This window comes from Candidatus Vallotiella adelgis (genome assembly GCF_020541305.1).
GTDB classification, from domain to species: Bacteria; Pseudomonadota; Gammaproteobacteria; order Burkholderiales; family Burkholderiaceae; genus Mycetohabitans; species Mycetohabitans adelgis.
The window spans coordinates 125,485-150,304 of the sequence record NZ_CP047396.1 but is presented as its reverse complement, the minus strand read 5'-3'; the positions used below and the strand labels follow the sequence as shown (position 1 = coordinate 150,304).

Genomic DNA, 24,820 nt, shown 5'->3' with positions numbered 1-24,820 from the left:
CAGATGTACAACAAAAACAATAAATTAAGTTGAGTCACACTTGTTTAAAAAGTGAGTCCTGATGGCACGTTTTAAGGTTATTTATGGATTCCACGCGGTCACTGCGTGGTTACGTTACAACCCGTCTAGCATTGAGGGGATTCTATACGATAAGACTCGACGCGATCGCCGGATGCAGGATTTTTTAAAAACAGCAGAATTATTTGGTATTCGACCGATTCCTGCTACCGATATCCGATTAGAGGAGCTAGCTGGAACGTATCGTCATCAGGGTATTGTTGTACGCGTAACAGATTTTCCACTTGCGAAAACTCTAACTGAGTTGCTCGACACGATTCGAGGAGCCGCTCTGCTACTGGTGCTAGATGGGGTCACTGATCCACATAACCTGGGCGCGTGCCTACGTGTGGCCGATGCGGCTAATGCGCAGGCGGTAATTGCGCCGCGTGATCGTTCGGCTAGCCTAAATTCAACTACAGTAAAAGTATCGAGTGGCGCGGCTATGACTGTACCCTACATCAGGGTTACCAATCTTGCCCGTACACTGCGTGAATTAAAAGAAGCTAATATTTGGGTAATTGGCACTGCTTATGACGCTCCGCATAGCTTATACAATACCGTACTTGATGGTCCGGTTGCCTTCATCATGGGCTCTGAAGGAAGGGGTATGCGCCGATTAACGCGCGAGATCTGTGACGATTTAATACACATCCCGATGCTAGGCAGTGTAAACAGCCTAAATGTGTCAGTTTCTAGCGCTATTTGTCTATTCGAGGCAGTTAGGCAGCGAACAAACAAAAAGAATTACTAATATAGAATGCAATTATTTCCCTATAATATAGCATCGCTTGCGATACAGCAAGCTAAAATTTCTATTAAAATAGAACTAAATTCAAGCCGCTATAAGGACGCTATCGCCTTGTAGCGGTTAGTTTATATCTTAAGCTAGTACTATGCTAAAGCATACTCAATTAGTTTGCGCGGCTATCAGATAGCTAAGCTATGGTCTTTGCCCATGCTATGTAGCTATATTATGGTGGTAATGCTACAGCAATTATCTTTTACTAGTCATGTTCTTTAATTGCATATATAACTTTATCGACTACAATGAATAATGTGCTATCCTATTATAAAAATAATATTAATTATATTTCTAGATTATTTAGTGTAATATACAAATATTAATAATTATTATATATGAGTATAAATAAAAATAAAACTATTACCTGAAAATAATAACTTTATTTTTTTAATAAACAGTTTTTTGATAATGCACATATATTTTATATATATACTGTTTATATAAAAACATCAGGTAGTATTTATATACATATGTATTTTTATTTAAAATACATATGTATATTAACAAATATTATTAATTTTTGTCATTTTTATACTATTATATATAGATAAGCTTGTATTATAGTATATAGTTATATATTAATAACTATATACTATATAAAATATAATTAAATCCCATAAATTCTAAATAAAGAATTATTTTTACTCAGTGAGTTAAAGAATTTTTCTGAAGATAAATAGAAGAAAAACTCATTAAGTATACCATACATTAGTATGGTGGCAATTTTTAAAAAAGAGACCATTACTATTACGAACTTTTATAGTACTTTCCGGATGACTAAAAAAGAACTCAAACAGCTTGTTGGCCACGCGGCAGCTGATTATGTGAATACTTACGTACCAGAAAATTCTGTAATCGGTGTCGGAACAGGGTCGACCGCAAACTGTTTTATTGATGCACTTTCTAGAAGCCGGGACCGATATCGCGGGGCTGTATCGAGTTCCGTTGCGACGACTAATCGGCTTCTGTTAAATGGTTTTCATGTATTTGAATTGAGTGATGTGGAATCGTTACCGATCTATATAGATGGTGCGGACGAAATCGATCCGCATGGATCGATGATCAAAGGCGGTGGTGGAGCATTGACGCGTGAAAAGATTATCGCGTCAGTTGCTGACATATTTGTATGTATTGTAGATGATAGCAAGCTAGTACCAATGCTCGGTGCATTTCCACTTCCTATTGAAGTCATTCCAATGGCGCGTGTGATGCTCGCGCGCCGCATCACTCAGTGTACTTCTGGCGCCCCGGTGTTGCGGCTTACGCACAACGGCACACCATTTATGACCGATAATGGCAATGAGATTCTCGACGTTAAAGGACTAACTATCGACGATCCTGTTGCTTTAGAGCACAGTATGAATCAATGGCCCGGCATAGTGACTGTCGGGCTGTTTGCCATGCTCGGTGCTGCTCGGTGCCTGGTCGGCACCAAGTACGGCATGCAGTGTATTGATTATGTGAGGGAGCAATCCTCTCGAAGATCACGGTAACACCTTAGCACATTGATAAAGCTTGCTTGCCACTAATACGGTGCATATTTCTAGTATTAAGTAATTCTCTAGTAATATTAGATGATTAATAATCACGCGTAGCAAATTCCAGGTGTTAGAAACGAAACTCAACACCTTTTAAACTCAGCCAGTAGCACTAGTAAACACACATGGCGTGCTGCGCGATCAAGGTGATTTATTGACCTTGTGAGAAGAAAAAATATGAATATTTTAAATTATCTATTTTAGAGAGAAACGGTTTTTGCTACCCGTAAGATCGAGAAAATTAGCATACTCTGGATTATATTAAGATTGATCTAGTTACCTGATTAATTATTAGAACCAGTTCGTCGTCCAAGATTGACTGTCTTTAGAACTTTTGTTTAGTTTGTACTGGCTGCATCTTAATGATTATTAGCCTTAGATTGGTTAATCAACCTATGCTAGTACCTGATCATATGCTACTAGTTTTCATACACGATTTTATCGTAGTTTGACTTATTGGGCCTGATAATATTTAAAGTAGATATAATTTTCAGATATAATGTTGTATAAATACTATGTTATTTAAATCTAACGTTTAACACTAGAGTTAAACGCTCTAAGTTATTCAAAATAAGAATTATCTTACTTTTTAGTAAATAACTATTTATGAGGTAGAAAGATAGAATCCAGGTAATGCGTTGGCTTGTCTCATCGACAGAAGATTGGAGTATAACGTTATCGTCTATATACACTATATTCACATAAACTAGCTGCTAGAGCAAATAGCGACATACGCCGGTATCTGTTCAAACATGCAATCCAGCCTAAACAATAGCGCTTAAGCCAAATAATCATTATCATCGTACGATACAGGGATATCTGCGTTGATATCGCTTAATGTCGTGTCACCACCGCCTAATACATAGTTCAATTCGAATTATGTTACGTGCTCTCTACCCCATAGCACTAGCAACGCGAGTTTGCATGCGCCAGGCCAAAAGTTAACCCCGAAAAAAATGAGAACAGAGTTAACGTGCTCTCGCTATTTGCAGTCATAGAGCCAGCTTTTTGCTAGTTCAAGATGTTGGTTTGTCTTTTTATAAAAAGACTTTGTTTTGCGATACAAAGTGAATTATAATATGTCACAAACAAGATTATCTTGATATAAATTATCAATAATTTATATATAAGAAATCAGATTTATATAAAATAAATAACTATCTAATTTCGAGAATTATAAGTATCTCTATACTACTTATATTAACTTTTATTTATACAAAAAAGTATAAATGAGTGCGATCTATTCATTATCTGCTCGCTCGATTCATGGTGAAGATATTCTGCTAGAGCGCTTCCGCGGTAAGGTTTTACTGATTGTGAATACTGCTAGTAAATGTGTATTTACGCCCCAATATGCGGGATTACAGTCTTTATATGAGAAATATTCGGAATTTGGCTTTGAGATACTCGGATTTCCGTGCAATCAATTTTTTAAGCAAGAACCGGGCAACGCTCAAAATATTAGCGAATTTTGCGTAAGTAGCTACCAGGTTAAGTTCCTGATTCTAGATAAGATTAATGTAAACGGCGCTCATGCACATCCGCTGTATCTCTATTTAACCCAAAAAAAGCCTGGTGTTTTCGGAACTAGGGCGATTAAGTGGAACTGGACTAAATTTTTAATTGATAGCAAAGGAAGACCAGTCAGGCGTTATGGGCCTATCATCCAGCCTGATGCGATCAAGCCCGATATTGAAAAGTTACTTCACTACTACTAAAATTCTCGACATGTGTACCGATATAATTTTCGTCATATATTCTGATTAATATAATTCCCAGAATTTTTTCGAAAATAAAAATTATATATATAAGTCTTTTATGGTGATATAATCACACCCAAGTATTAATTTTTCTCTGAATGTTGTATGCATATTCACATCAAATGCAGCGCTACGCTATTCAAACTGAATTTCATATATCTAGATATTAATATATTATTATAATTTATAATAATTCCCAATAATTACTATATATTTACATATTAAATTTTACGTAATTTTTACTGAAACATCGCATCAGCGCGTTATTTTTTAAAGTCTATGATTAATCTTAAGAATAGTTATATTTCTGTGATCATAAATCACTAATTCACATCCCATTCCTTACTGCTGAGGTAGTAGTATTAGTTTGTAGTAATTCTGAATAGACTCCGAACAGTGCACTAAGAATCAGTGTTTAGTTTAGTGAGAAAATAATTAGGAGCGTATGCGCTTATATAAACAACACCTATCTTATTTTTTGATGTGACATATAAATCATTCTTCAATATTCCGATATTGTATTTTTTATAGTTAGCTACCGAAGTAATAATAAGATTATTATTAATATAGTAGACAGTACATCCCAAAAAAGTTTAGGTAGTATTCGATGACTTTGTATAGCCCACGCTACTATAGAATCGGCGAAAATAGCCGTGCAACGTGCATCGCTATGCGCTGCCACGCCGGTGTCTGCGCGTATTCGTTAGCCTGGACAGGATCGGATAATGCAAAGTCAGCCTCGAGCATCGCTGCAACTTCTGTGGCAAATCTGAAGTCAACAGTCAATAACATAATCTCAAAGTTCAGGCGAAATGATCGATTATCTAAGTTTGCGCTGCCGATCGCGGCAGCGACGCAATCTATGAGTACAACCTTCTGGTGAAGGAAGCCAGGTCGATAGCGAAAAACTTGGATACCGGCATGCACCATGTCATGTGCGTACAGTCGAGAGGCTGCGAAAGCAACAATATGATCACGACTCGATGGAATTAATAAGCGCACGTCAACGCCACGCATTACCGCGATCCTTAAAGCAGCAAATATAGCTTCATCGGGCACCAAGTAAGGACTAGTGATCCAGATGCGCTCGCGTGCTGCATGAATCGCTGCGACAAAGAATAATAAACAGGTTTCCTGGCGATCAGCCGGACCACTGGCAATAACCTGGCAATTCATATTACCGCCGTGCGGCTGAACGGATGGCGTAGTACAGGGCAGCTGCTGTGTAGCCCAGAACCAATCCTCGACAAAAACTAATTCGATTTGCTTCACTACCGGTCCACGCACCTCAATATGCGTATCACGCCACGGTGATAGTGATGGTTTACCGCCCAGATATTCAATACCAATATTATGGCCACCTATGAATGCGCATTCACCATCGACAACGACGATTTTTCGGTGATTGCGAAAATTAAGCTGGAAGCGGTTAACGAAACGACGGTTAGTAGTAAACGCATGCACTTGCACACCACCAATACGTAGCGCACTGATGTAAGCTATTGGTAGATCAATGCTACCGATGCCATCATATAGCAAATGCACCTGCACCCCTTGTGCTGCCTTAGCTAGAAGTGCATCGCGCAGCATATCACCGACCATATCGGCTCTAATAATAAAGAACTGGACCAGCACATAATGACGTGCTGAATTAATTGCGTTAAAGATTGCTGCAAATGTTGCTTCGCCGTTTACTAGTGTTCGAACGTGGTTACCAATCGAAAACGGCATTCTTGCAAGCAACGATAGTGCATGAATGGTCTGTAAACCCAGCCGATCGACCGGAATGCTATTAAGCGTGTTAGATTGTATATTGATATTGGTGACCAAACCTAAACGCTGCTTTTGAATCGATTCATACTCAGCGCATCGCGAGTCGACATAACCCTCAAAACGGCTATACCCTAAGAAAAGGTACGGAACTAGAGTCAGGTAGGGCATAGCGATGAGTGAAACTGCCCACGCGATTGCACCTTGCGATGTACGCGTATGAAGAATCGCATGGCAGGCAGCAATGACGCCAAGTATATGCGCACAGGCAACCAATGTACCGAGATGAAGCCAATCTAATTTCATGCAGGCAGGCGAGGCGATAACAGTTCGCGCAGTACGGCATACAATTGCATCTTACCGTCATTCTTTGCCCGGCAGTGCTAATATACTTTATATGCTAAAATAATATGTGTAGTAAGAGCTATGTAGATTCGCATCGTGCAATTGCATCTTTTTTAGGGTTGCCGCATCAGAGTTAGTCCATCTTGCGTCAGGTTTTTCGAAGTGGCAGGTCTTCTGCACGTAGTAAAAAAACACTGTCGTTACCAGCATCGGTCGGCAGCCAAGTGAGCGGAAATTCACCAAACATATCTTCGACATAATTCCGCTCGTTTCCGATCTCGATGACTAGTAAACCGTCGTTAGTTAGCCAGTTGCGCGCTACGTCGATTATTTGGCGAACAATATCCATACCATCTCTACCACCTGAGAGTGCGATCTTCGGTTCATGGCAGTACTCGGCGGTCAAATTTTTCATTGACTCATCATTGACATACGGCGGATTACTAATAATTAAATTATATCGTCGCGGCGTAAGTGGCTCGAATAGATTGCCTGCTAATAGCATAATCCTTTTATGCAGGTTATAATTATCGATGTTGCGCTGAGCAACCTGTAGCGCGTGAGTTGACAGATCGATCGCATCGATCTTAGCACAGGGAAACGCGTCGGCTGCCATAATTGCCAGACATCCAGAACCGGTACATAAGTCAAGTACTGAGGTTAGTGCATCGGGCGCATTAACCCATGGCCACAGTCGCTCGAGAAGTAACCCACTGATTAGGGAGCGTGGTATAATCACACGATTATCAACATAGAAGCAATATCCGTGCAGCCAAGCCTCTTGTGTCAGATAGGCGGCTGGCAATCGCTCTGTAACACGCCTCTCGATAATATCAAGTACTGCGCTAATTTCAGAATACAGCAACCTCGCATCGAGAAATGGGTCCAGCGTGTCAAGCGGAAGATGCAACGTATAAAGTACTAAATATGCAGCTTCATCATAAGCATTGGTATTGCCGTGGCCAAACGATAAATGAGCTTGACTGAAACGAGTGACTGCATAGCGTAACAAGTCGCGAACGGTTAAAAACGAATGCTGCATAGTAAGCGACAGTATAAATGCTTGGTTTAGCGTAAGCGGGTAGAAAGAGGTTTGACATGATTAATCTAATCTAGCCTAGCTTAGTGGTATGTATATAAGTAGGCCAACCGCGCTTCCTGCAATTATGCGACAAGGCGCTCTAGTACACCTCGATACACGTTTTTCAGTAACTCAACATGAGCTAACTCGATATATTCATCAACCTTGTGGATCGATGCGTTACATGGGCCAAACTCAATGACTTGTTGGCAGATTCGCGCAATAAAACGGCCATCTGATGTGCCGCCAATGGTTGAGAGTTCTGGGTATATGCCAGTTTCAGCTTCGATTGCTTGCTCAAGCGCATTAGATAGCACGCCGCGCGGCGTTAGAAACGGCTTTCCGTGCAAGCTCCATCTTAATTCGTAATCTAGTCCATAGGCATCGAGTATCGTATACACATGCGATTTTAACTGCTTAGGCGTCGTCGAACTCGAGAAACGGAAGTTAAAATCGACGCTTGCGCTTCCTGGAATGATATTAGTTGCACCAGTCCCAGCATGGAGGTTCGATACTTGCCATGCAGTCGGAGGGAAATACTCGTTACCTTGGTCCCATACTACGTGCACGAGGTCATTCAGCACGGGCGCGAGCAAGTGAACCGGATTTTTAGCCAGATGCGGATAAGCAATATGACCTTGTATGCCACTTACGGTCAATTTTCCGGACAGTGAACCGCGCCGTCCGTTTTTCAATGTGTCTCCAAATCGTTTACCAGAAGTTGGCTCACCAACCACGCAGTAGTCTAAACGCTCTCCGCGCATTTCAAGCTGCTCAACCACTTTAACTGTTCCATAGTGCGCCGGTCCCTCTTCATCACTGGTAATCAAAAAGCCGATTGAACCACGATGATGCGGATAGGCAGCAACAAACTCTTCGGCTGCGACAACAAAGGCTGCTAGCGATGCTTTCATATCAGCTGCACCACGTCCATACAGCCGGCCGTCACGCCGCATTGGAATGAATGGGTCGCTATTCCAATGCTCGAGCGGTCCAGTCGGCACCACATCAGTATGGCCAGCGAATACGAGTAGCTTGCCGACTGGACCGTCAGAACCACGCTTGATCGACCACAGATTAGTGACACCGCCTTCGGCAATAGTTTCGCAACTGAAGCCGGTCGCGATGAGGTGATCTGTGATTAATGCCTGGCAGCCTTTGTCTTCAGGTGTAATAGACGCACAGCAAATTAGGGCCTCAGTCAGGGCAATCGTGTAGCTCATAGGCATAGAAAATTAGGGGGCATTTAATATTAGTCGACTCAAAACCTGACTACCCTAATTACCCTAATACCATCGTTAGAGAAATACACTGAATTCTTCATTAGAGGCGAAGCAATTTATTAATTGTCAATGCGAGCACGCTGCTAGCTGTTTCAGCCGACGTTTTTGAGCTATACTCAGCGTGCTCTGTGTAATGCCTATCCCACCTCACAAGTGTATCCAGTGGATACTGGACGATGTATCTAGTTGAATTTGGGTAAACTGACTTATAGTTTCTGCACGGTGTTAAAGCTTAGAATTTTTTAAAAAATTAACATAGTGCCAAGCGCGATTTTTGGGCATCTATTCAAACGCCTCGTAGTAGTTCATTAACGCCAACCTTCGAACGGGTCTTAGCATCGACTTTTTTAACAATCACTGCGCAGTATAAACTATACTTTCTGTTAGCTGACGGCAAGTTTCCAGCTACTACAACAGAGCCTGCCGGAACTCGTCCATACGTTATTTTATCGGTTTCCCGATCATAGATCTTCGTACTTTGACCAAGATAAACACCCATTGAGATAACGGAGTTCTCACCAACAATCACGCCTTCAACTATCTCAGAGCGAGCGCCAATGAAGCAGTTATCCTCAATGATAACTGGATTAGCTTGCAGAGGCTCCAACACGCCTCCAATGCCCACTCCCCCAGATAGATGAACATTTTTTCCAATCTGCGCACACGAACCGACAGTGGCCCACGTGTCGACCATCGTACCTTCATCGACATATGCGCCTATATTAATATACGATGGCATTAGTATAACATTCTTGGCTAGATATGAACCTCGCCGCGCAATTCCCGGCGGCACGATACGAAATCCACCGTCGGCGAAGTCTGCAAGCGTATAGTCCGTGAACTTAGATGGTACCTTATCATAGAACTGTGAGTAGCCCCCGGCGGCCATGACCATATTATCTTCAATCCGGAATGATAGTAGTACCGCTTTTTTGATCCACTGATTAACGATCCAATTATCCTCTTGTTTTTCTGCTACGCGAAGCGTGCCGCGATCTAACTCACCGATCACATGCACGACAGCGTTGCGAATATCGTCGGGGGTACACTGCGGGGACAGCTCAGCGCGGTTTTCCCAGGCAGTGTCGATAATTTGCTGCAATAGTTGCGACATAGCTTGATAACTCGAGTGTAGTTAGTTTCAACGAACAACATAGCGCCGAATAAAATAACATCGGCGCTTCTTTTAAAGACTTTGACAAAATCGGACAATACGCTGCGCGCCTTCAACGCATTCGCTGCTACCAGCTACTAACGCGATGCGCACGTAGTTCTGTCCCGGATTAGCGCCGCGCTGAGTGCGCGCGAGATAGGAGCCTGGCAGGACGGTAACATTATATTCGGTATATAAGCGTCTTGCGAATGTGCAATCATCTAACCTAGTACGCGAAATCCGCACCCATAGATAAAACCCCGCGTCGGGCATTGTGACATCTAGTACGTCCGCTAGAATCGGGGTAACAGCGACGAATTTCTGGAGGTACTGCCGGCGATTTTCGTACACGTGTTGCTCGTCACCCCACGCAACAATGCTTGCGGTTTGGTAGACAGGGCTCAGTGCCGAACCGTGATAAGTGCGGAATAACAGGAAGCGCTTTAGGATCGATGCGTCACCGGCAATAAACCCGGAGCGCATACCTGGCACATTCGAGCGTTTGGACAGACTCGAAAACATTACAATATTTTTAAAACTTCGGCCTAGTGTATGGGCGGCTTGTAACGCGCCGAGTGGCGGATTGCATTCGTCGAAGTAAATTTCGGAGTAGCACTCGTCGGATGCAATAATAAAACCAAAGCGGTCAGACAACGCAAAGATCTCTCGCCACTCGTCTAGGCCCAATACGGCTCCAGTCGGATTTCCTGGCGAGCATATGTAAAGCAGCTGTGTGCGTTCCAAAATAGCATGCGGCACCGTACTATAATCACACATATAGTGTGATGCTGAATTACTGTTAACGTAGTACGGTTTTGCGCCAGCGAGCAGTGCTGCGCCTTCATAGATCTGATAGAAAGGATTTGGACATAGCACGAACGGCGGTCTGCCTATGTCGCTGAGACAGCTCGAGTCAACAACCGTTTGTGCAAATGCGAACAACGCCTCACGTGAGCCAGATACTGGCAATACATCGGTGGCTGGGTCTACCCACGGTAATCCATATCGGCGTTGCAGCCACGATGAAATTGCGTGCCGCAATAGCAGTGTACCAGCGGTTGCCGGATATAACGCTAATCCATCAAGCGACGTCCGGACAGCTTCGCGAATTAGCTCTGGCGTAGGATGCTTGGGCTCACCGATACCGAAACTGATCGGTGCGTGCGACGATGAAGGTATTATGCCATCGAATAGTGCGTTCAGTTTTTCAAATGGATACGGTTGCAGTAAGTCGAGACGCGGATTCACTGTTACATGCCTTTATAGCGGACGTTGGACGCAGTAGCAGGCCGGCCTCATGCTAATAGAGAGGACGGGCGGCGCCCGAACCCAGTAATACGCGGCTGCCACCGCGATGGGCACGGGGGTTGCTTTAAAAGCACATGATTATAGTGCGTTTGAGCGCTCGTGTTGACCATCAGTGTCACACGCTACGAAAAAAAACAGCTCCAATCTAAACTATCTATAAACGATTAGATAGTTGATTTCAAGCATTCTGGTAACGCAGGAAATCGTTTCAAAAGGAAGAATTAGCGCATGCAGTTTTTAGAATATAAGTAGATCTGTGTAATTCTCAGAAAAATCGGGTTTTTCGTTCCGACGATACGTACTCAGTAGTACTTAAGTTGTTGTAGAACAACACACAGACTTTAAGCAATCTTCAACTGTAGTCGGATGAGCATAAATAGGACAATCCCTCACGCTTATTAAAAGCACATATTGAAACCAACGCAGCAATCATTCCACGGACCGTCTTACGTCGCGACTGGTCGAACTCGATATCTCAGATTAAGTCCGGAAAAGCGTTCGATACTAATATGTCGCTAGAAAAACTCGTGTTTATATATGTTGCTGCTAGTCGGCAAGCCGCAGAAAGTTCTAGGCCGGACTGCGTCTTTTTCTAACACTGTTTCCCGATTCATGACCAAGATAGCGATCGACAACTAGATTTTCTATATATACATATCTAGCCCAAGCTAAACACTAATCTCGAATGACTAGCTAATTTTAATAAACCCAACAAAAAAGCGCTAGTCTGTATAGTTGCTCGCGCCTGTACGATGTATTACAAGATTACCTGCGCCACAGCTTCAAAAAATAAGCAGTGTGCACTCCGGAGTGCACATTATTTTTTAGCCATTAGCAATAGCTGTACTCGACATAAAACAACCTTATGTGTCAAGTAAAGCGATGTGGGCCCATAAATAAAGTCATCATCCCCGATCCGCTCAACATAGCACCGTTTTATAAACTAAGAATAGATATCTAAAGCCAGTAGTTTCTGGATGTTTAGTTAACTAAACTGCACCATATAAGCGAAATGCTAGTTAATATTCTTAACAAAATCGAAAAACGATGTGTTCGCCATTAGACAAGTTCACAGTTGTTTCAAATAATGATTCCTCCTACTTGTTCGGGGGGGTGTGGACTATACTGCTTATGGGGGAGCACACAAATCCTCAAATGCTGCTGTACAGACGTTTATGCAGCCATCCCCAGGAAAAAATAATTTTGCATAGAATAGGGTGCGCCATATCCTAGTCCAATCTAGTACTATTTTCCTTGCTAAATAAGATTGATACCGCGAGAAACAATGCAAATTTATAAACACGCAGTTCTTATTTCTATCCCTCCAATATCAAGAGTTAATTAATACGACAATGAGAAAATAAGGTGTATCGCAAGTCGTTGATAAGAATATAAATAGCTGCTAGCTGTGCCTAAAACACCGCGGAGCAATATACAGTAGTCAAAATACGTTTTTGATAAAATTTATGGATGAATGGTCGCTAGGATTGATAGGTACTGGTGCAGTCGTAGTGACTGGCGTTATTGCATATAATGTGTGGAAAGCGGCTAATATGCGTCGCAGAATCTCCCATCCAATACCAGATGCTACTACATCAGAGCTAGCTGGTTTAGATGACGCGAACACAAGAAGCGGCCGTTTATCGAGCCTACCAGTCCACGTTAAAACCGAGGATTGATCTTAGATGAGTCACTAGGTGCTGTGCATTAAGTTAAGTTTCGAATTTTCGATGGTACTCGGTACATCGGTTAATCTGTAAGGGTAAAACGATGCTGCTGTAGCCGACTGGGCTGTAGAAAACGATTATATTGGCAATGATAATTTAAGCCGCACTGTAGTAGCTTGTGAATCAGTGTATTGCTGCGTAGTCCGGATTTGAATTGCAGCAGGCCAGTTGCTGTTGAGAAAATGTTGACGTTCGTACAACAATGACAGAATGCTGGTGAAAGTCTGCTGTTCTTAAAAGTGGTAAAACGAAATCGGCGATCACCGGTCCATTGCCGGAAAATCGGATGTAGGGTACTGCGAGTTATATAATCTTCAGATGAGACTGATTAACTATAACACTCTGTTATGAATTAAGGCCTTCGGGTTTATGCTGGAGTGTGAAATTTCGCCTCATCACTGAATCGTTCACTTAAATTTCCAGATATAATGAAATTATACTGATAACGTAGCGATTGAATGAGCTCTCGCTGAGCTATGTCATGTGATTTCCGGTCAACGCGTTGTTCGACAGCTAGCTGCCAGTCAGCAATAACTACATACGGACTTTTTTATTGAAAACAGACTTTTACTGTCGAGCGACAGTACGCGATCACCCAGCTTGATGTCAAGCAAGACTCGGCGTTTATTGCGTACTTCGATAATATCAATCTCAACATGACAACTCAATTAATAGCTAAAACAATCATCACATTTCTAACTGATGTGTACTCAAGCCTATCTATTAGCTATCCAGCGGAAAATCGCGCCTATTGAGACAACATATAAAATACTTCCGTTCTGATCGATCCAGACGATCAAGATTATGTAGAAACCGCTGTATAAGTTAGGTATAAGCTAGGGCGAGGCCACTAAGACTAGCCATACAGATAGCTAGCTTGCGACTTATTGGCAGTTGCAAGCTTGGTAAGAAGATAACGAGGGCTCGGCGCCTGCACGAGAGTCTATGAGACTATTTCATGGCGCGTCGAAGTTTTTATTGGTGTTTTTCCATAATAACGCTTCTAGCTCGTAACTAGTGCGCTAGCCTTCTAAGGCATATTACTATTAATAACCGATTTTTATATTAGGCATGATATTTCTTTTATCCGCCGACTGTCCGGATGCCCGCGCCGCCTGGCTACGCATGGAGCTTAATCGCGCTAATTATGCTTATTACGTACTCGACCAACCAGAAATTCCGGATTCTGAGTATGATAGATTATTTAAGGAACTTAAGCAAATTGAAGCGGACTATCCCGGTCTTATCACGCTCAACTCGCCCACACAACGCGTTGGTGGCGAAGTTGCCGAAGGTTTTTCGCCTGTTGTTCATGATGTGCCAATGCTGTCACTGAATCATGGGTTTAAAGATAGCGACGTCGAGGCGTTTGACAAGCGCATTAGTGATACGTTGAGGAATAGTAACGTCGAATACGCATGCGAGCTAAAGTTCGATGGCCTAGCAGTTTCACTGCGGTATGAAGATGGACGTTTTGTGCAAGCATCTACACGCGGTCAGGGCACAACTGGCGAAGATATAACCGCGAATGTAAAAACCATTCGATCACTGCCATTAATGCTCAGCGGAGATGCGGTACCGAAAATCATTGATGTACGCGGCGAAGTTCTAATGTTCAGGCTCGATTTTGATAAACTTAATAAGCGACAGCGCGAGGCAGGTCAGCGTGGATTCGCAAACCCCCGAAACGCGGCAGCTGGTAGTCTCAGGCAGCTTGACTCAAGGATTACCGCACAGCGCCCTTTGTCGTTTTTCGCGTACGGTATCGGCTTGTTCGACGGAGTGCCAATACCAGATACACATTCGGCGCTGCTTGATTGGTATGCTAGTATGGGGTTGCCAGTAAACCAAGAGCGGGCGGTAGTGCGTGGTGCGGCAGGTTTGCTCGCGTTTCTACGAAGCGTAGGTACCCGCCGGTCGGCTTTGCCGTACGATATCGATGGCGTCGTCTATAAGGTCAATCGGCACGATGAACAAGCCCGACTTGGTTTCATGTCACGTGCACCGCGTTTTGCTTTAGCTCACAAGTTTCCAGCAGAGGAAGCGCTAACTCGATTATTAGCAATTGAGGTTCAGGTGGGTCGTACCGGTGCGATCACGCCGGTTGCACGGTTTGAACCAGTTTTTGTTGGTGGCGCTACACTGACTAATGCAACACTGCACAATGCAGATGAGGTGCGTCGAAAAAATATTCTGATTGGGGATACTGTTATTGTGCGCCGAGCCGGCGATGTGATTCCGGAAGTAGTCAGTGCCATTAAAGAGTGTCGTCCAGCAGATGCGTATCATTTCACGATGCCAACCCACTGTCCGATTTGTCGCTCTAAAATTGAACGACTACCGGACGAGGCAATCGCACGATGCACGGGCGGATTAATCTGCTCTGCTCAGCGAAAGCAGGCGTTATGGCATTTCGCCCAGCGGCGTGCACTCGATATCTCAGGACTTGGCAAGAAGATTATCGATCAATTGGTCGATCAAAAGCTGATCCATACGCCCGCCCACTTATTTAATCTTGTTTCTACGACAGTAGTACAACTAGACCGCTTCTCGAATAAGTCCGCTCAAAATCTGATTGACTCATTAAAACGTGCGCGATATACGACATTGTCGCGGTTTATCTATGCGCTGGGAATTCGACATGTAGGTGAGTCAATATCAAGAGACCTAGCCCAGCATTTTGGCTCGCTTGATGCGTTAATGAGCGCTAGCGAGGAGGCACTACTTGAAGTTAAGAAGGTCGGCCCCGTAGTGATGGAAGCAATCCGTTATTTCTTCTCAGAGCCGCGTAACCGAGTAGTGATTCAGCAGCTACGGGCAGCTGGCGTGCAGTGGCCCGAGGGGCCGCCGCTACCTCGAAAACCGGCTGGATCGCTCATTGGAATAACGGTAGTACTAACCGGTACCTTACCGACTATCTCCCGTAAGACCGCGAAGGAGAGGCTAGAAGCCGCAGGCGCAAAAGTTGCGAAAACGGTATCGAAAAAGACGAATTACGTGGTAGCCGGAGTTAATGCAGGCAGCAAGCTGATACAGGCAGAGAGGTTAGGCATTGATATCGTAGATGAAAAGGAAATGCATAGGCTTCTAGAAAATGAATAGCGATGATCTGCGAAATCTCTATGAGAGGTAAACCAGAAGACACTATACAGTGCGATACTGGAAAACAGTGGTAGTAAATAACGTCGTATAGACTAGACCAAAACTGTTTAAATGCGAATAGTCAGAGTCATAATAAGTCTCACCGCACATCTTCAGTCGCAATCTTCGCGTTTTAGAAAAACGTACATATTAAGTACATTAGCTGTAAAGAAAAACTTGCCAGCCAACCCAGATAAATTCTACCTGCTTTATTAGATCGAGAATTATTCTCGGACAATGATCTTATACTACTTCTCTGAAGTGGTTTACTGAGTAAAACCGCCTGTCACTAGATCGAATCTAGTTGAAAATATTTCTCTAGTATATCTATAGAGATTCACTCAAGTTACTCAATCTTGAAGGACTGAGAACTGTCCTGGCAGTTTATTTGAGGGCTGTATGGCGTATGGTACATCCCACATTTTGCGGGCAGATGACTGTGAAGCTGGAAAAGTGCGCGAGGAATACCTACTGTATTTATAGTATCGTTGCTGATTCGGTAAGATTTGAGCAACGACACTTAACAACATATCTGTTAACAGACAACTCAGATAAGCGTGCTAAACTAACAAGCTCGTAAAATCGTTGGCTTATCTGGTGTGCCGTCCGACACAGTTAGTACTTCGTATCCGGCTTCCGTTACCAGTACTGTATGTTCCCATTGTGCAGATAAACTGTGATCGCGTGTTTTGACAGTCCACTGGTCTGGCATCGTGCGAACACCATGACCACCTGCATTAATCATTGGCTCAACTGTAAAAATCATACCCGGCCGGATCTGAGCGCCAGTACCGGTGAGACCATAGTGCAGGATCTGTGGATCTTCGTGAAACATAGTACCGATACCGTGGCCACAATATTCGCGCACGACACTGTAGCCATGTGCTTCAGCGTGACACTGGATTGCATATCCAATATCGCCTAGGTACGCGCTAGGGTGCACCTGCTCAATGCCGAGCCACATACATTCATATGTAACTTGTATGAGCCGCTTAGCTAGTACTGATCCTTCGCCAACGATAAACATCCGGCTAGTATCGCCAAAATAACCATCTTTAATGACTGTAATATCGATATTCAACGTGTCATTGTTTTTTAATTTCTTATCTCCGGGGATACCGTGGCAAATAACATCATTCACGGAAATACAGGTTGCTTTCGGATATGGCGGATAACCGGGCGGTTGATAGTTTAGCGGCGCTGGAACCGTGTGCTGCTCATTAACCATGTACTCGTGGCAAAGCCTGTCCAACTCACCAGTGGTAATGCCAGGCTTGATGAAGTGCGCGATGTAATCAAGCACTTCGCTCGCAAGGCGACAGGCAACACGCATCTTTACGATGTCGTATTCGTTTTTGATTGTGACGGTCATAAAAAGTAATCTAGAAAAAAGTTATGAGTTGAGACACATTGTCTCATCCGTATTCTGCGAAGATAAGTAATTAATGAATGATAGAGCGTAGGTATCGATGAATAAAAGCAGGATATAGAAAATACTATGATGCAAAAACTGAGCAATAGCCTTCAAAAACTAGCACAAGAAACATGCTGACATAGACGTTATAGTCCAATAATGAGTGGAGTGTAGGTTGAAACAACTTGACTATCTTAACTTGATAATATCCGTGATTATTCGCAGGTCACTGAGTCCTATAATAAGCGCAGTGTCTGATGATACAAGTCGTCTGAGATGCTTTTGCTTTAAAACTAGTCTTGTAGAAGGATAGACAAGTTTTTATTTTCTAACATTTATCGTATTAAAACCGATCTGACGATGTGCACGCTGCACTATGACTCATGTAGTAATCTTGATTACTATAAGATATGTAAATAATATATTCAACGCATGTCTAACTTGATTAATCGGAGCTCAGCTATGAGTATTTAGGCTGATATATTCCGAGAATTTTCTATTGTCCAAAATGCTATGCTCTATGTCGAGCCGAGATACTTCATGCTCTCTTCACTAGAATAAAGTGAATTTCTTTGTCGTATGCTATTCTTACTTTTGTTCTATCCAATAGAATAAGAAGCACATTAATAATTTTTAATTAACACCTTCTAATAATATGTTTTATATCAAAAAATACATATTCATGACGATTTGTCTGCTTAAAGATTGCAATATAATATTCAAATAGTTATTTGTAACATGTACTGCGTCTGGGTAATGACAGTGATCAATACAATATTTTCTTTTTCTCTAAAAAGAGAACAGATATTTTATCCTGTTTTGATCTGCGATATATGAAAAAATAAAAACAAATACTAGTTTTTGTTTAAAAAATCCATACAAGAAGATTCTCGTGCCGTATTTTTAGAATATCTGGAGATATAATATCGATATGTATAATTATCTACGGCACAGCACACATGCGAATCGATCTATATGAGCTGATTTCGCACGCTGACGCACAGAGCTTGAGATATATTTGAACACGTGTTAAAATTGTAAGATTTCTGTTTTAAGAAATTAATTACAAACCGATGAATTTAAGGGTGTTCGTGCAATATAAGCGCGAATGCGTCAATCGGTTTCAGACACAACCCTTTGGAGAATTATATGGCATTTACGATGCGTCAGATGCTAGAAGCGGGTGTGCACTTCGGTCACCAGACACGCTTTTGGAACCCAAAGATGGCGCCTTTCATCTTTGGTCACCGCAATAAGATTCACATTATTAACCTCGAAAAAACGCTGCAGATGTACAACGATGCGCTGAAGTATGTGCGTCAACTAGCAGCTAATCGGGGAACAATTTTGTTCGTTGGAACAAAGCGCCAGTCGCGCGACTCAATCGCAGAGAGTGCGATATGTGCTGACATGCCTTACGTAAATAATCGATGGCTTGGTGGAATGTTGACGAACTTCAAAACACTGAAGACGTCGATCAAAAAGCTCAGAGATATGGAATCAGCAATCGAATCTGGCGCGGCTGAGAAGATGAGCAAGAAAGAAGCGCTCATATTCGAGCGCGAAATGACAAAGCTGCAAAAATCGATCGGTGGCGTAAAAAACATGGGGGGCATCCCAGATGCAATTTTTGTGATCGATGTTGGTTACCATAAGATTGCTGTTACAGAAGCAAAAAAGCTCGGTGTACCGATCATTGCAGTCGTTGACACCAATCATTCGCCAGAGGATATCAATTATGTGATCCCTGGAAATGACGATGCGAGTAAGGCTATTTCGCTATATGCACAAGGTATCGCGAATGCCATTATCGAGGGTCGCGAAAACGCATTGAACAACGTCGTGCAAGAAACCTGCGAGGATGATGAGTTTATCGAGGTTAATGAACGAGTGTAATTCTATGCTAGTGTCCAGCCAGACAATGGGGGCTTTATCAAGCCCCTTTTTTTAGTTAGCGCAGTTTCTAAACCTAGATGTCGACGCGCTGTGTGGCCTCGGTGTACTAGCAACGAATAATAGCCACGCGGTGTATGGACTAACTGAAGTAGTCCAATAGATTTACTGGAGAAAACAATGGCGATAATTACCGCAAGCATCGTGGCCAAGCTGCGCGCGAAAACCGATGCGCCGATGATGGAATGCAAGAAAGCGTTAATCGAAGCTAGTGGCAACATGGCTCGAGCCGAGGAGCTGCTTCGCGTAAAACTCGGCAATAAAGCAAGCAGGGCCGCAACACGCGTAACTGCGGAAGGTGTAGTTGTATCATGCATTAGCCAGAACAGTGGCGCACTAGTCGAATTGAACTGCGAAACAGACTTCGTTGCAAAGAACGAAGAGTTTATTGCTTTCTCAAAACAAGTCGCAGAATTGATTGTCACAAAGAATCCGACTGACATTACTGCACTGTCTGCGCTGTCATTAAACGGCTCATCGGTGGATGACGTTCGGGTTGCACTGATCGGAAAAATTGGTGAGAACATAAAAATTCGGCGCTTTTCTCGTTTTCAAACTATGCGAAAGCTAGCGGCATATCTGCACAACATGCGTATTGGCGTACTAGTTGAATATGATGGCGCCGATGAGCGGATTGGTAAAGATATTGCGATGCATATCGCAGCGATGCAACCGGTATCGCTATCGTCGGCTGGTGTGTCGGCTGAACTGCTCGAGAAAGAGCGCAGTATTGCTGAGCAGAAAGCGGCCGAATCGAATAAACCACCCGACATAATCGCGAAGATGGTTGAGGGCGGCGTACAAAAGTACTTAAAAGAGGTATCGCTGCTTCACCAACCTTTCGTAAAGAATGATAAACAAACCGTTAAGCAGATGCTTGCGGCTCACAATACAACGGTGCAGCGTTTTTCACTGTTTATTGTCGGCGAAGGCATCGAGAGCTGCCAAGACGACTTCTCATCCGTAGCAATCGAGAAGGTTGCCGCAGTGCAACAGTAGTAGTCTATTTAGGTAGAGGCGCTATGCTTCCAAGCGTGGCGTCTCCTGTGCTGACGCTCCTCCGATTCTCGAGATAATCCGCTGACTTAGCGGAAAAATCGACATGTCCGGTAAGTGTCGAACACCGAGATGCATTTTAGTGATTCGTGCTAAATGTATTTTCTTTATATGATTCTGAAGTCTTTTTCGGCAAAACAAATATTTTCCATGTCAACTGTTTATAAACGCCTGCTACTTAAACTCTCTGGCGAATCGCTAATGGACGATGATATGTTCGGCATCAATCGTAAGATGATCGGGCAAATCGTGGCAGATATTGTCGACGTGGTAAACCTGGGTTCCCAGCTTGCTGTAGTAATTGGTGGAGGTAATATCTTTCGTGGTGTGGCAGGAGGTGCAGCGGGTATGGATCGTGCGACGGCAGATTACATGGGAATGCTCGCGACTATGATAAATGCATTGGCGCTACAGGATGCGATGCGCCACGTGGGTATTAAGGCGCGTGTACAGTCTGCATTGCGGATGGATCAAGTAGTTGAACCTTATATTCGGCCGCGAGCGATACGCCAGCTAGAGGAAGGGCAAGTAATAATTTTCGCGGCTGGTACCGGTAATCCATTTTTCACTACAGACACTGCTGCTGCACTGCGTGGCGCGGAGATCGGAGCGGAAGTCGTGCTTAAGGCTACTAAGGTTGACGGGATCTACTCCGCCGACCCAAAGAAGGACCCAACAGCCACGCGTTATTCGACGATCAGCTTCGATGAAGCGATCAGTCGAAATCTGCAGGTTATGGATACGACGGCATTCGCTCTGTGCCGCGACCAGAAGTTACCGATTCGGGTATTCTCGATCAGCAAACCAGGCGCCCTACAGCGCATCGCGAAAGGCGCTGACGAGGGCACTTTGGTGTACGTGTAAACTCCCATAATAGGGAGAATGCTAAACATGACCCTATATTTATAGGGCACTTGTGCTGGTATCCGACTACATTGTTTCGGGGGTTTGAAATGACGGTTGCACATATCAAAAAAGGTACACATCAGAAAATGCAGCGCTCGTTCGACGCATTTAAAAACGATCTATCAAAGATTCGCACGGGGCGCGCCCATGCGGGCTTACTTGACCATCTCCAGGTTGACTACTACGGCTCGAACGTACCAATCTCGCAGCTCGCAAATTTAATACTAGTCGACGCCCGAACAATTGGTGTGCAGCCATGGGAAAAGCAGATGGTCGCTCTTATTGAGAAGACAATTCGTGAGTCAGATCTCGGTCTAAATCCAGCGACTCAAGGTGACTTAATTCGCGTGCCGATGCCAGTTCTAACCGAAGAGCGTCGCCGAGAATTGACTAGGATTGTTAAATCAGAAGGTGAAAGTGCGAAGGTAGCAATGCGAAATCTGCGGCGTGAGGCGAATGATCAGTTGAAAAAAATGCTTAAAGATAGGGATATCTCTGAGGATAATGAGCGCCGGGCGCAAGATGAAGTGCAGAAACTAACGGATAAATTTGTTACTGAAATCGAGAAGTTTATTCAGATAAAAGAAACAGAAATTATGACGGTGTAAGGCAATAGCAATGCTTTTTATTGTCGCTGGCTAAGGCGGAATGACGAGACAATGACCTATACCAGCTTCACTGTGCGTACTCCAATTGTTACAGGAGTGCCGCGACACATCGCGATCATCATGGATGGAAATGGTCGCTGGGCTCAGTGCAGGCAGCTGCCTCGCGTTGCAGGCCATGCAAAGGGCCTCGATTCAGTGCGCACAATAATCGAGGCGTGCGTAACCCGCGGGGTAGAATTTTTAACGTTGTTTGCGTTTAGTTCTGAGAATTGGCGGCGGCCAGTTGACGAGGTATCGTTTTTGATGCGCCTCTTCATTCATACGCTTGAGCGCGAGATCGCGAACCTACATACAAATGGCATACAACTACGCGTAGTTGGTGACTTGTCGATGTTCGAGGCCCGCATGCAGGAGCTCGTACGCCTTGCGGAAGCCAAAACAGCTACTAATACCTGTCTAACACTAACTATCGCAGCAAATTATGGTGGTCGTTGGGATATTTTGCAGGCTGCGCGAAAGATCGCGAAGCAATGCGTGGATGCTGGAACGATACAGAATATAAATGAGTTGAACTTTGCCCAACACCTAGCGATGGCATATGCGCCTGAGCCAGATTTATTTATTCGCACCGGCGGAGAGCAACGTATTAGCAATTTCTTACTATGGCAGCTAGCCTATACAGAATTTTATTTTACCGATGTGTTCTGGCCAGACTTTAATGATGTGGAATTAAATAAAGCCATTATTTCGTATCGCGGGCGCGAGCGGCGTTTTGGACGAACTAGTTCACAACTAACTCAACAGTCGCAGACTGTTGATGATTCTCTTTCATGCTAAAAACACGTGTCATTACAGCGATTATTCTTCTGGCAGTTTTACTGCCAATGATGCTATTTGCCTCATTGAGCAGCTTCGGTATACTAATTAGTATTATGCTTGTATTCCCTGCGTGGGAATGGGCCCGGCTACTAAAGCTGCCGGGCGTCTGGCCGTTTTTTTATGCAGCTTTGACTGGCATAATACTGACTATATATATACTAGCAGGTGCACCACGAGGTGATATGGTACTGAAAGCCGCCTCAATATTTTGGATAATTATAGCACCCTTTGTGCTGTTTTACAAACCAATATTATCAAGTGGCTGGTGGCGCACTTTTCTGCTAGCGTCTGGCCTGGTTCTGTTCGTTGCGTGCTGGTATGCGATATCGGTAGCGCGCGCGATTGGTTTCCTATTCATACTGTCGCTATTCTTGATTGTCTGGCTTGCTGATATCGGTGCCTACTTTATAGGTAAGCGCTTTGGCCGGCATAAGCTCGCGCCCATCATTAGTCCCAGTAAGACATGGGAAGGGGCGGTTGGAGGATGCGCATTAGTTATCATAGTCGCCGCGCTTACACTTGGTATGCATCGAGGTCTACTACCCACCGTAACTAGTATGCTGTTCGGGCATATCGGTATCATAGGTGAGATACTCGCTCTGAGCGTGCTAGTCGTCTTTAGCATTGTTGGTGACTTGTTTGAGTCGTTATTGAAACGCCAGGCCGGACTCAAAGATTCAAGTCAACTGTTACCAGGTCATGGCGGTGTGCTGGATCGAGTTGATGCGTTACTTCCCGTATTGCCGCTGGCAATGCTGTTTTTTAGTTAATTATATTTATAATGCAATATTGTGTGTCTTTACTGGGCTCAACCGGCTCAATCGGCACCAGTACGCTAGACGTAATCGCTAGGCATCCAGGTCGATTTTCGATCCACGCCTTGACCGCGCACCGTAACTGGGAAAAACTTGCCGAGCAATGCGTGCGCTTCTTACCAAACATCGCGGTAGTCGGCGATGTGCAAACAGCTACTCAGTTGCGCGCTCGACTGCGCGAAGTAGGCTGTGCAACGCAAATCGATTATGGGCGCGATGCGCTAGCCGCTGCAGCGTCGGACTCGGCTTGCAATATTGTAGTTGCCGCTATTGTTGGTGCAGTTGGATTGGAGCCGACGCTAGCAGCAGCACGTTCCGGAAAGCGGATCTTGCTTGCAAACAAGGAGGCATTGGTGATGTCCGGCGCGTTGCTAATGGACGCAGTCCATGAAAGTGGTGCTGCTTTGTTGCCAGTTGACAGCGAGCACAATGCCATTTTCCAATGTTTTCCGCGAGATCCTGGTTTGCAAAGCACCGTAACCCAAATCCATCTGACGGCATCCGGTGGTCCATTTCGGCTGCGTGAACTGGCTACGCTAGTCGATGTAACGCCCGAAGAAGCGTGCAGGCATCCAAACTGGATGATGGGGCATAAGATCTCGGTCGATTCAGCAACTATGATGAACAAGGGCCTTGAGGTGATTGAGGCGAGGTGGCTATTTAATCTGCAACCCGATCAGATTAACGTGTTGGTCCATCCACAAAGCGTAATTCATTCGCTAGTATCGTATACGGATGGATCAACACTCGCTCAACTGGGTAACCCCGATATGCGAACGCCAATTGCTCATGCACTGGCATTTCCAACGCGGATTATATCGGGCGTTAAGCAGCTCAATCTGGCGCAAGTAGCGACATTGACATTTGAGCCACCAGACTATAGGCGTTTTCCGTGTCTAGCCCTCGCGTTACAGGCATTACGCGAGGGCGGTTCATCGAGCACAGTATTAAATGCAGCAAACGAAGTTGCGGTCGCAGCATTTCTTGCACGACACATCGGATTTACCTCGATTTCGGCAGTTGTCAGTGACGTACTCGAACAAGTCCAGGTTGATACTGCAACGACGCTAGACGCGGTTCTAGATATAGATTCGCAGGCACGTCTTATAGCACAAGAGACGATAACTCAATACTATTGACTAATGTACTAGCACAATAATACCTACATTACATGAATTCGCACTGTAGGTATGAAATACGGCTTCAAATAAAAGAAAGCCT

General features: G+C 44.1%; 18 protein-coding genes. 12 read left to right on the top strand and 6 right to left on the bottom strand.

The genetic code is table 11. The features are described from left to right. Positions 1–61 precede the first annotated feature (61 nt). The 3 genes from rlmB to GJV44_RS00610 all read left to right on the top strand — a co-directional run bounded on the left by rlmB (position 62) and on the right by GJV44_RS00610 (position 4,118). Positions 62–811 carry a 23S rRNA (guanosine(2251)-2'-O)-methyltransferase RlmB gene (gene rlmB / locus GJV44_RS00620; protein WP_226806590.1) on the top strand — a complete coding sequence of 250 codons (750 nt, stop codon included), beginning with the start codon at positions 62–64 and terminating at the stop codon, positions 809–811. A gap of 824 nt (positions 812–1,635) precedes the next feature. Beyond that, positions 1,636–2,355 (top strand): ribose-5-phosphate isomerase RpiA, encoded by a 720-nt coding sequence (gene rpiA, locus GJV44_RS00615; protein ID WP_226806589.1) that lies wholly within the window; start codon positions 1,636–1,638, stop codon positions 2,353–2,355. A 1,274-nt stretch (positions 2,356–3,629) separates the two neighbouring features. After that, positions 3,630–4,118 carry a glutathione peroxidase gene (locus GJV44_RS00610; protein ID WP_226806588.1) on the top strand — a complete coding sequence of 163 codons (489 nt, stop codon included), beginning with the start codon at positions 3,630–3,632 and terminating at the stop codon, positions 4,116–4,118. Positions 4,119–4,790: 672 nt separating this feature from the next. On the opposite strand, the gene cls is transcribed toward GJV44_RS00610, so the two are convergent. The 5 genes from cls to dapC form a co-directional block, all read right to left on the bottom strand. Then, positions 4,791–6,236, bottom strand: coding sequence for a cardiolipin synthase (cls, locus tag GJV44_RS00605; protein WP_226806587.1), 1,446 nt, complete (start codon positions 6,234–6,236; stop codon positions 4,791–4,793). 187 nt (positions 6,237–6,423) lie between these two features. Further along, the gene (gene prmB, locus GJV44_RS00600) at positions 6,424–7,317 is read right to left on the bottom strand and encodes a 50S ribosomal protein L3 N(5)-glutamine methyltransferase (protein WP_226806586.1); all 894 of its coding nucleotides are present in this window, start codon (positions 7,315–7,317) and stop codon (positions 6,424–6,426) included. A gap of 122 nt (positions 7,318–7,439) precedes the next feature. Continuing rightward, positions 7,440–8,579, bottom strand: coding sequence for a succinyl-diaminopimelate desuccinylase (gene dapE / locus GJV44_RS00595; RefSeq protein WP_226806841.1), 1,140 nt, complete (start codon positions 8,577–8,579; stop codon positions 7,440–7,442). A 346-nt stretch (positions 8,580–8,925) separates the two neighbouring features. Further along, a complete protein-coding gene (dapD, locus tag GJV44_RS00590; RefSeq protein ID WP_226806585.1) occupies positions 8,926–9,753 on the bottom strand; it encodes a 2,3,4,5-tetrahydropyridine-2,6-dicarboxylate N-succinyltransferase in 828 nt (275 codons plus the stop codon). 72 nt (positions 9,754–9,825) lie between these two features. Further along, positions 9,826–11,040, bottom strand: a complete 1,215-nt coding sequence (gene dapC / locus GJV44_RS00585; protein WP_226806584.1) for a succinyldiaminopimelate transaminase — start codon at positions 11,038–11,040, stop codon at positions 9,826–9,828. A gap of 1,526 nt (positions 11,041–12,566) precedes the next feature. Here dapC and GJV44_RS00580 point away from each other — a divergent pair. Both GJV44_RS00580 and ligA read left to right on the top strand, forming a co-directional pair. Continuing rightward, entirely contained in the window at positions 12,567–12,779 is a 213-nt protein-coding gene (locus GJV44_RS00580) for a hypothetical protein (RefSeq protein WP_226806930.1), read from the top strand. A 1,119-nt stretch (positions 12,780–13,898) separates the two neighbouring features. Continuing rightward, positions 13,899–15,929, top strand: coding sequence for an NAD-dependent DNA ligase LigA (gene ligA, locus GJV44_RS00575; protein ID WP_226806583.1), 2,031 nt, complete (start codon positions 13,899–13,901; stop codon positions 15,927–15,929). A 604-nt stretch (positions 15,930–16,533) separates the two neighbouring features. Here ligA and map read toward each other — a convergent pair. Continuing rightward, complete coding sequence (gene map, locus GJV44_RS00570) at positions 16,534–17,340, bottom strand: type I methionyl aminopeptidase (RefSeq protein ID WP_226806582.1); 807 nt, start codon at positions 17,338–17,340, stop codon at positions 16,534–16,536. A 1,191-nt stretch (positions 17,341–18,531) separates the two neighbouring features. Here map and rpsB point away from each other — a divergent pair. From rpsB to GJV44_RS00535, 7 genes are all read left to right on the top strand, one after another. Continuing rightward, positions 18,532–19,278 carry a 30S ribosomal protein S2 gene (gene rpsB, locus GJV44_RS00565; protein ID WP_226806581.1) on the top strand — a complete coding sequence of 249 codons (747 nt, stop codon included), beginning with the start codon at positions 18,532–18,534 and terminating at the stop codon, positions 19,276–19,278. A gap of 177 nt (positions 19,279–19,455) precedes the next feature. After that, positions 19,456–20,334, top strand: coding sequence for a translation elongation factor Ts (gene tsf, locus GJV44_RS00560; protein ID WP_226806580.1), 879 nt, complete (start codon positions 19,456–19,458; stop codon positions 20,332–20,334). 207 nt (positions 20,335–20,541) lie between these two features. Beyond that, the gene (gene pyrH / locus GJV44_RS00555; protein WP_226806579.1) at positions 20,542–21,255 is read left to right on the top strand and encodes a UMP kinase; all 714 of its coding nucleotides are present in this window, start codon (positions 20,542–20,544) and stop codon (positions 21,253–21,255) included. A gap of 89 nt (positions 21,256–21,344) precedes the next feature. Next, positions 21,345–21,905, top strand: a complete 561-nt coding sequence (gene frr / locus GJV44_RS00550; protein WP_226806578.1) for a ribosome recycling factor — start codon at positions 21,345–21,347, stop codon at positions 21,903–21,905. A gap of 51 nt (positions 21,906–21,956) precedes the next feature. Further along, the gene (gene uppS / locus GJV44_RS00545) at positions 21,957–22,742 is read left to right on the top strand and encodes a polyprenyl diphosphate synthase (protein WP_226806577.1); all 786 of its coding nucleotides are present in this window, start codon (positions 21,957–21,959) and stop codon (positions 22,740–22,742) included. Next, positions 22,736–23,554: a phosphatidate cytidylyltransferase gene (locus tag GJV44_RS00540; RefSeq protein ID WP_226806576.1), complete on the top strand. Its 819-nt coding sequence runs from the start codon at positions 22,736–22,738 to the stop codon at positions 23,552–23,554. The genes uppS and GJV44_RS00540 overlap by 7 nt, the downstream gene beginning before the upstream one ends. A gap of 11 nt (positions 23,555–23,565) precedes the next feature. Beyond that, entirely contained in the window at positions 23,566–24,738 is a 1,173-nt protein-coding gene (locus GJV44_RS00535) for a 1-deoxy-D-xylulose-5-phosphate reductoisomerase (protein ID WP_226806575.1), read from the top strand. Positions 24,739–24,820: the final 82 nt, after the last annotated feature.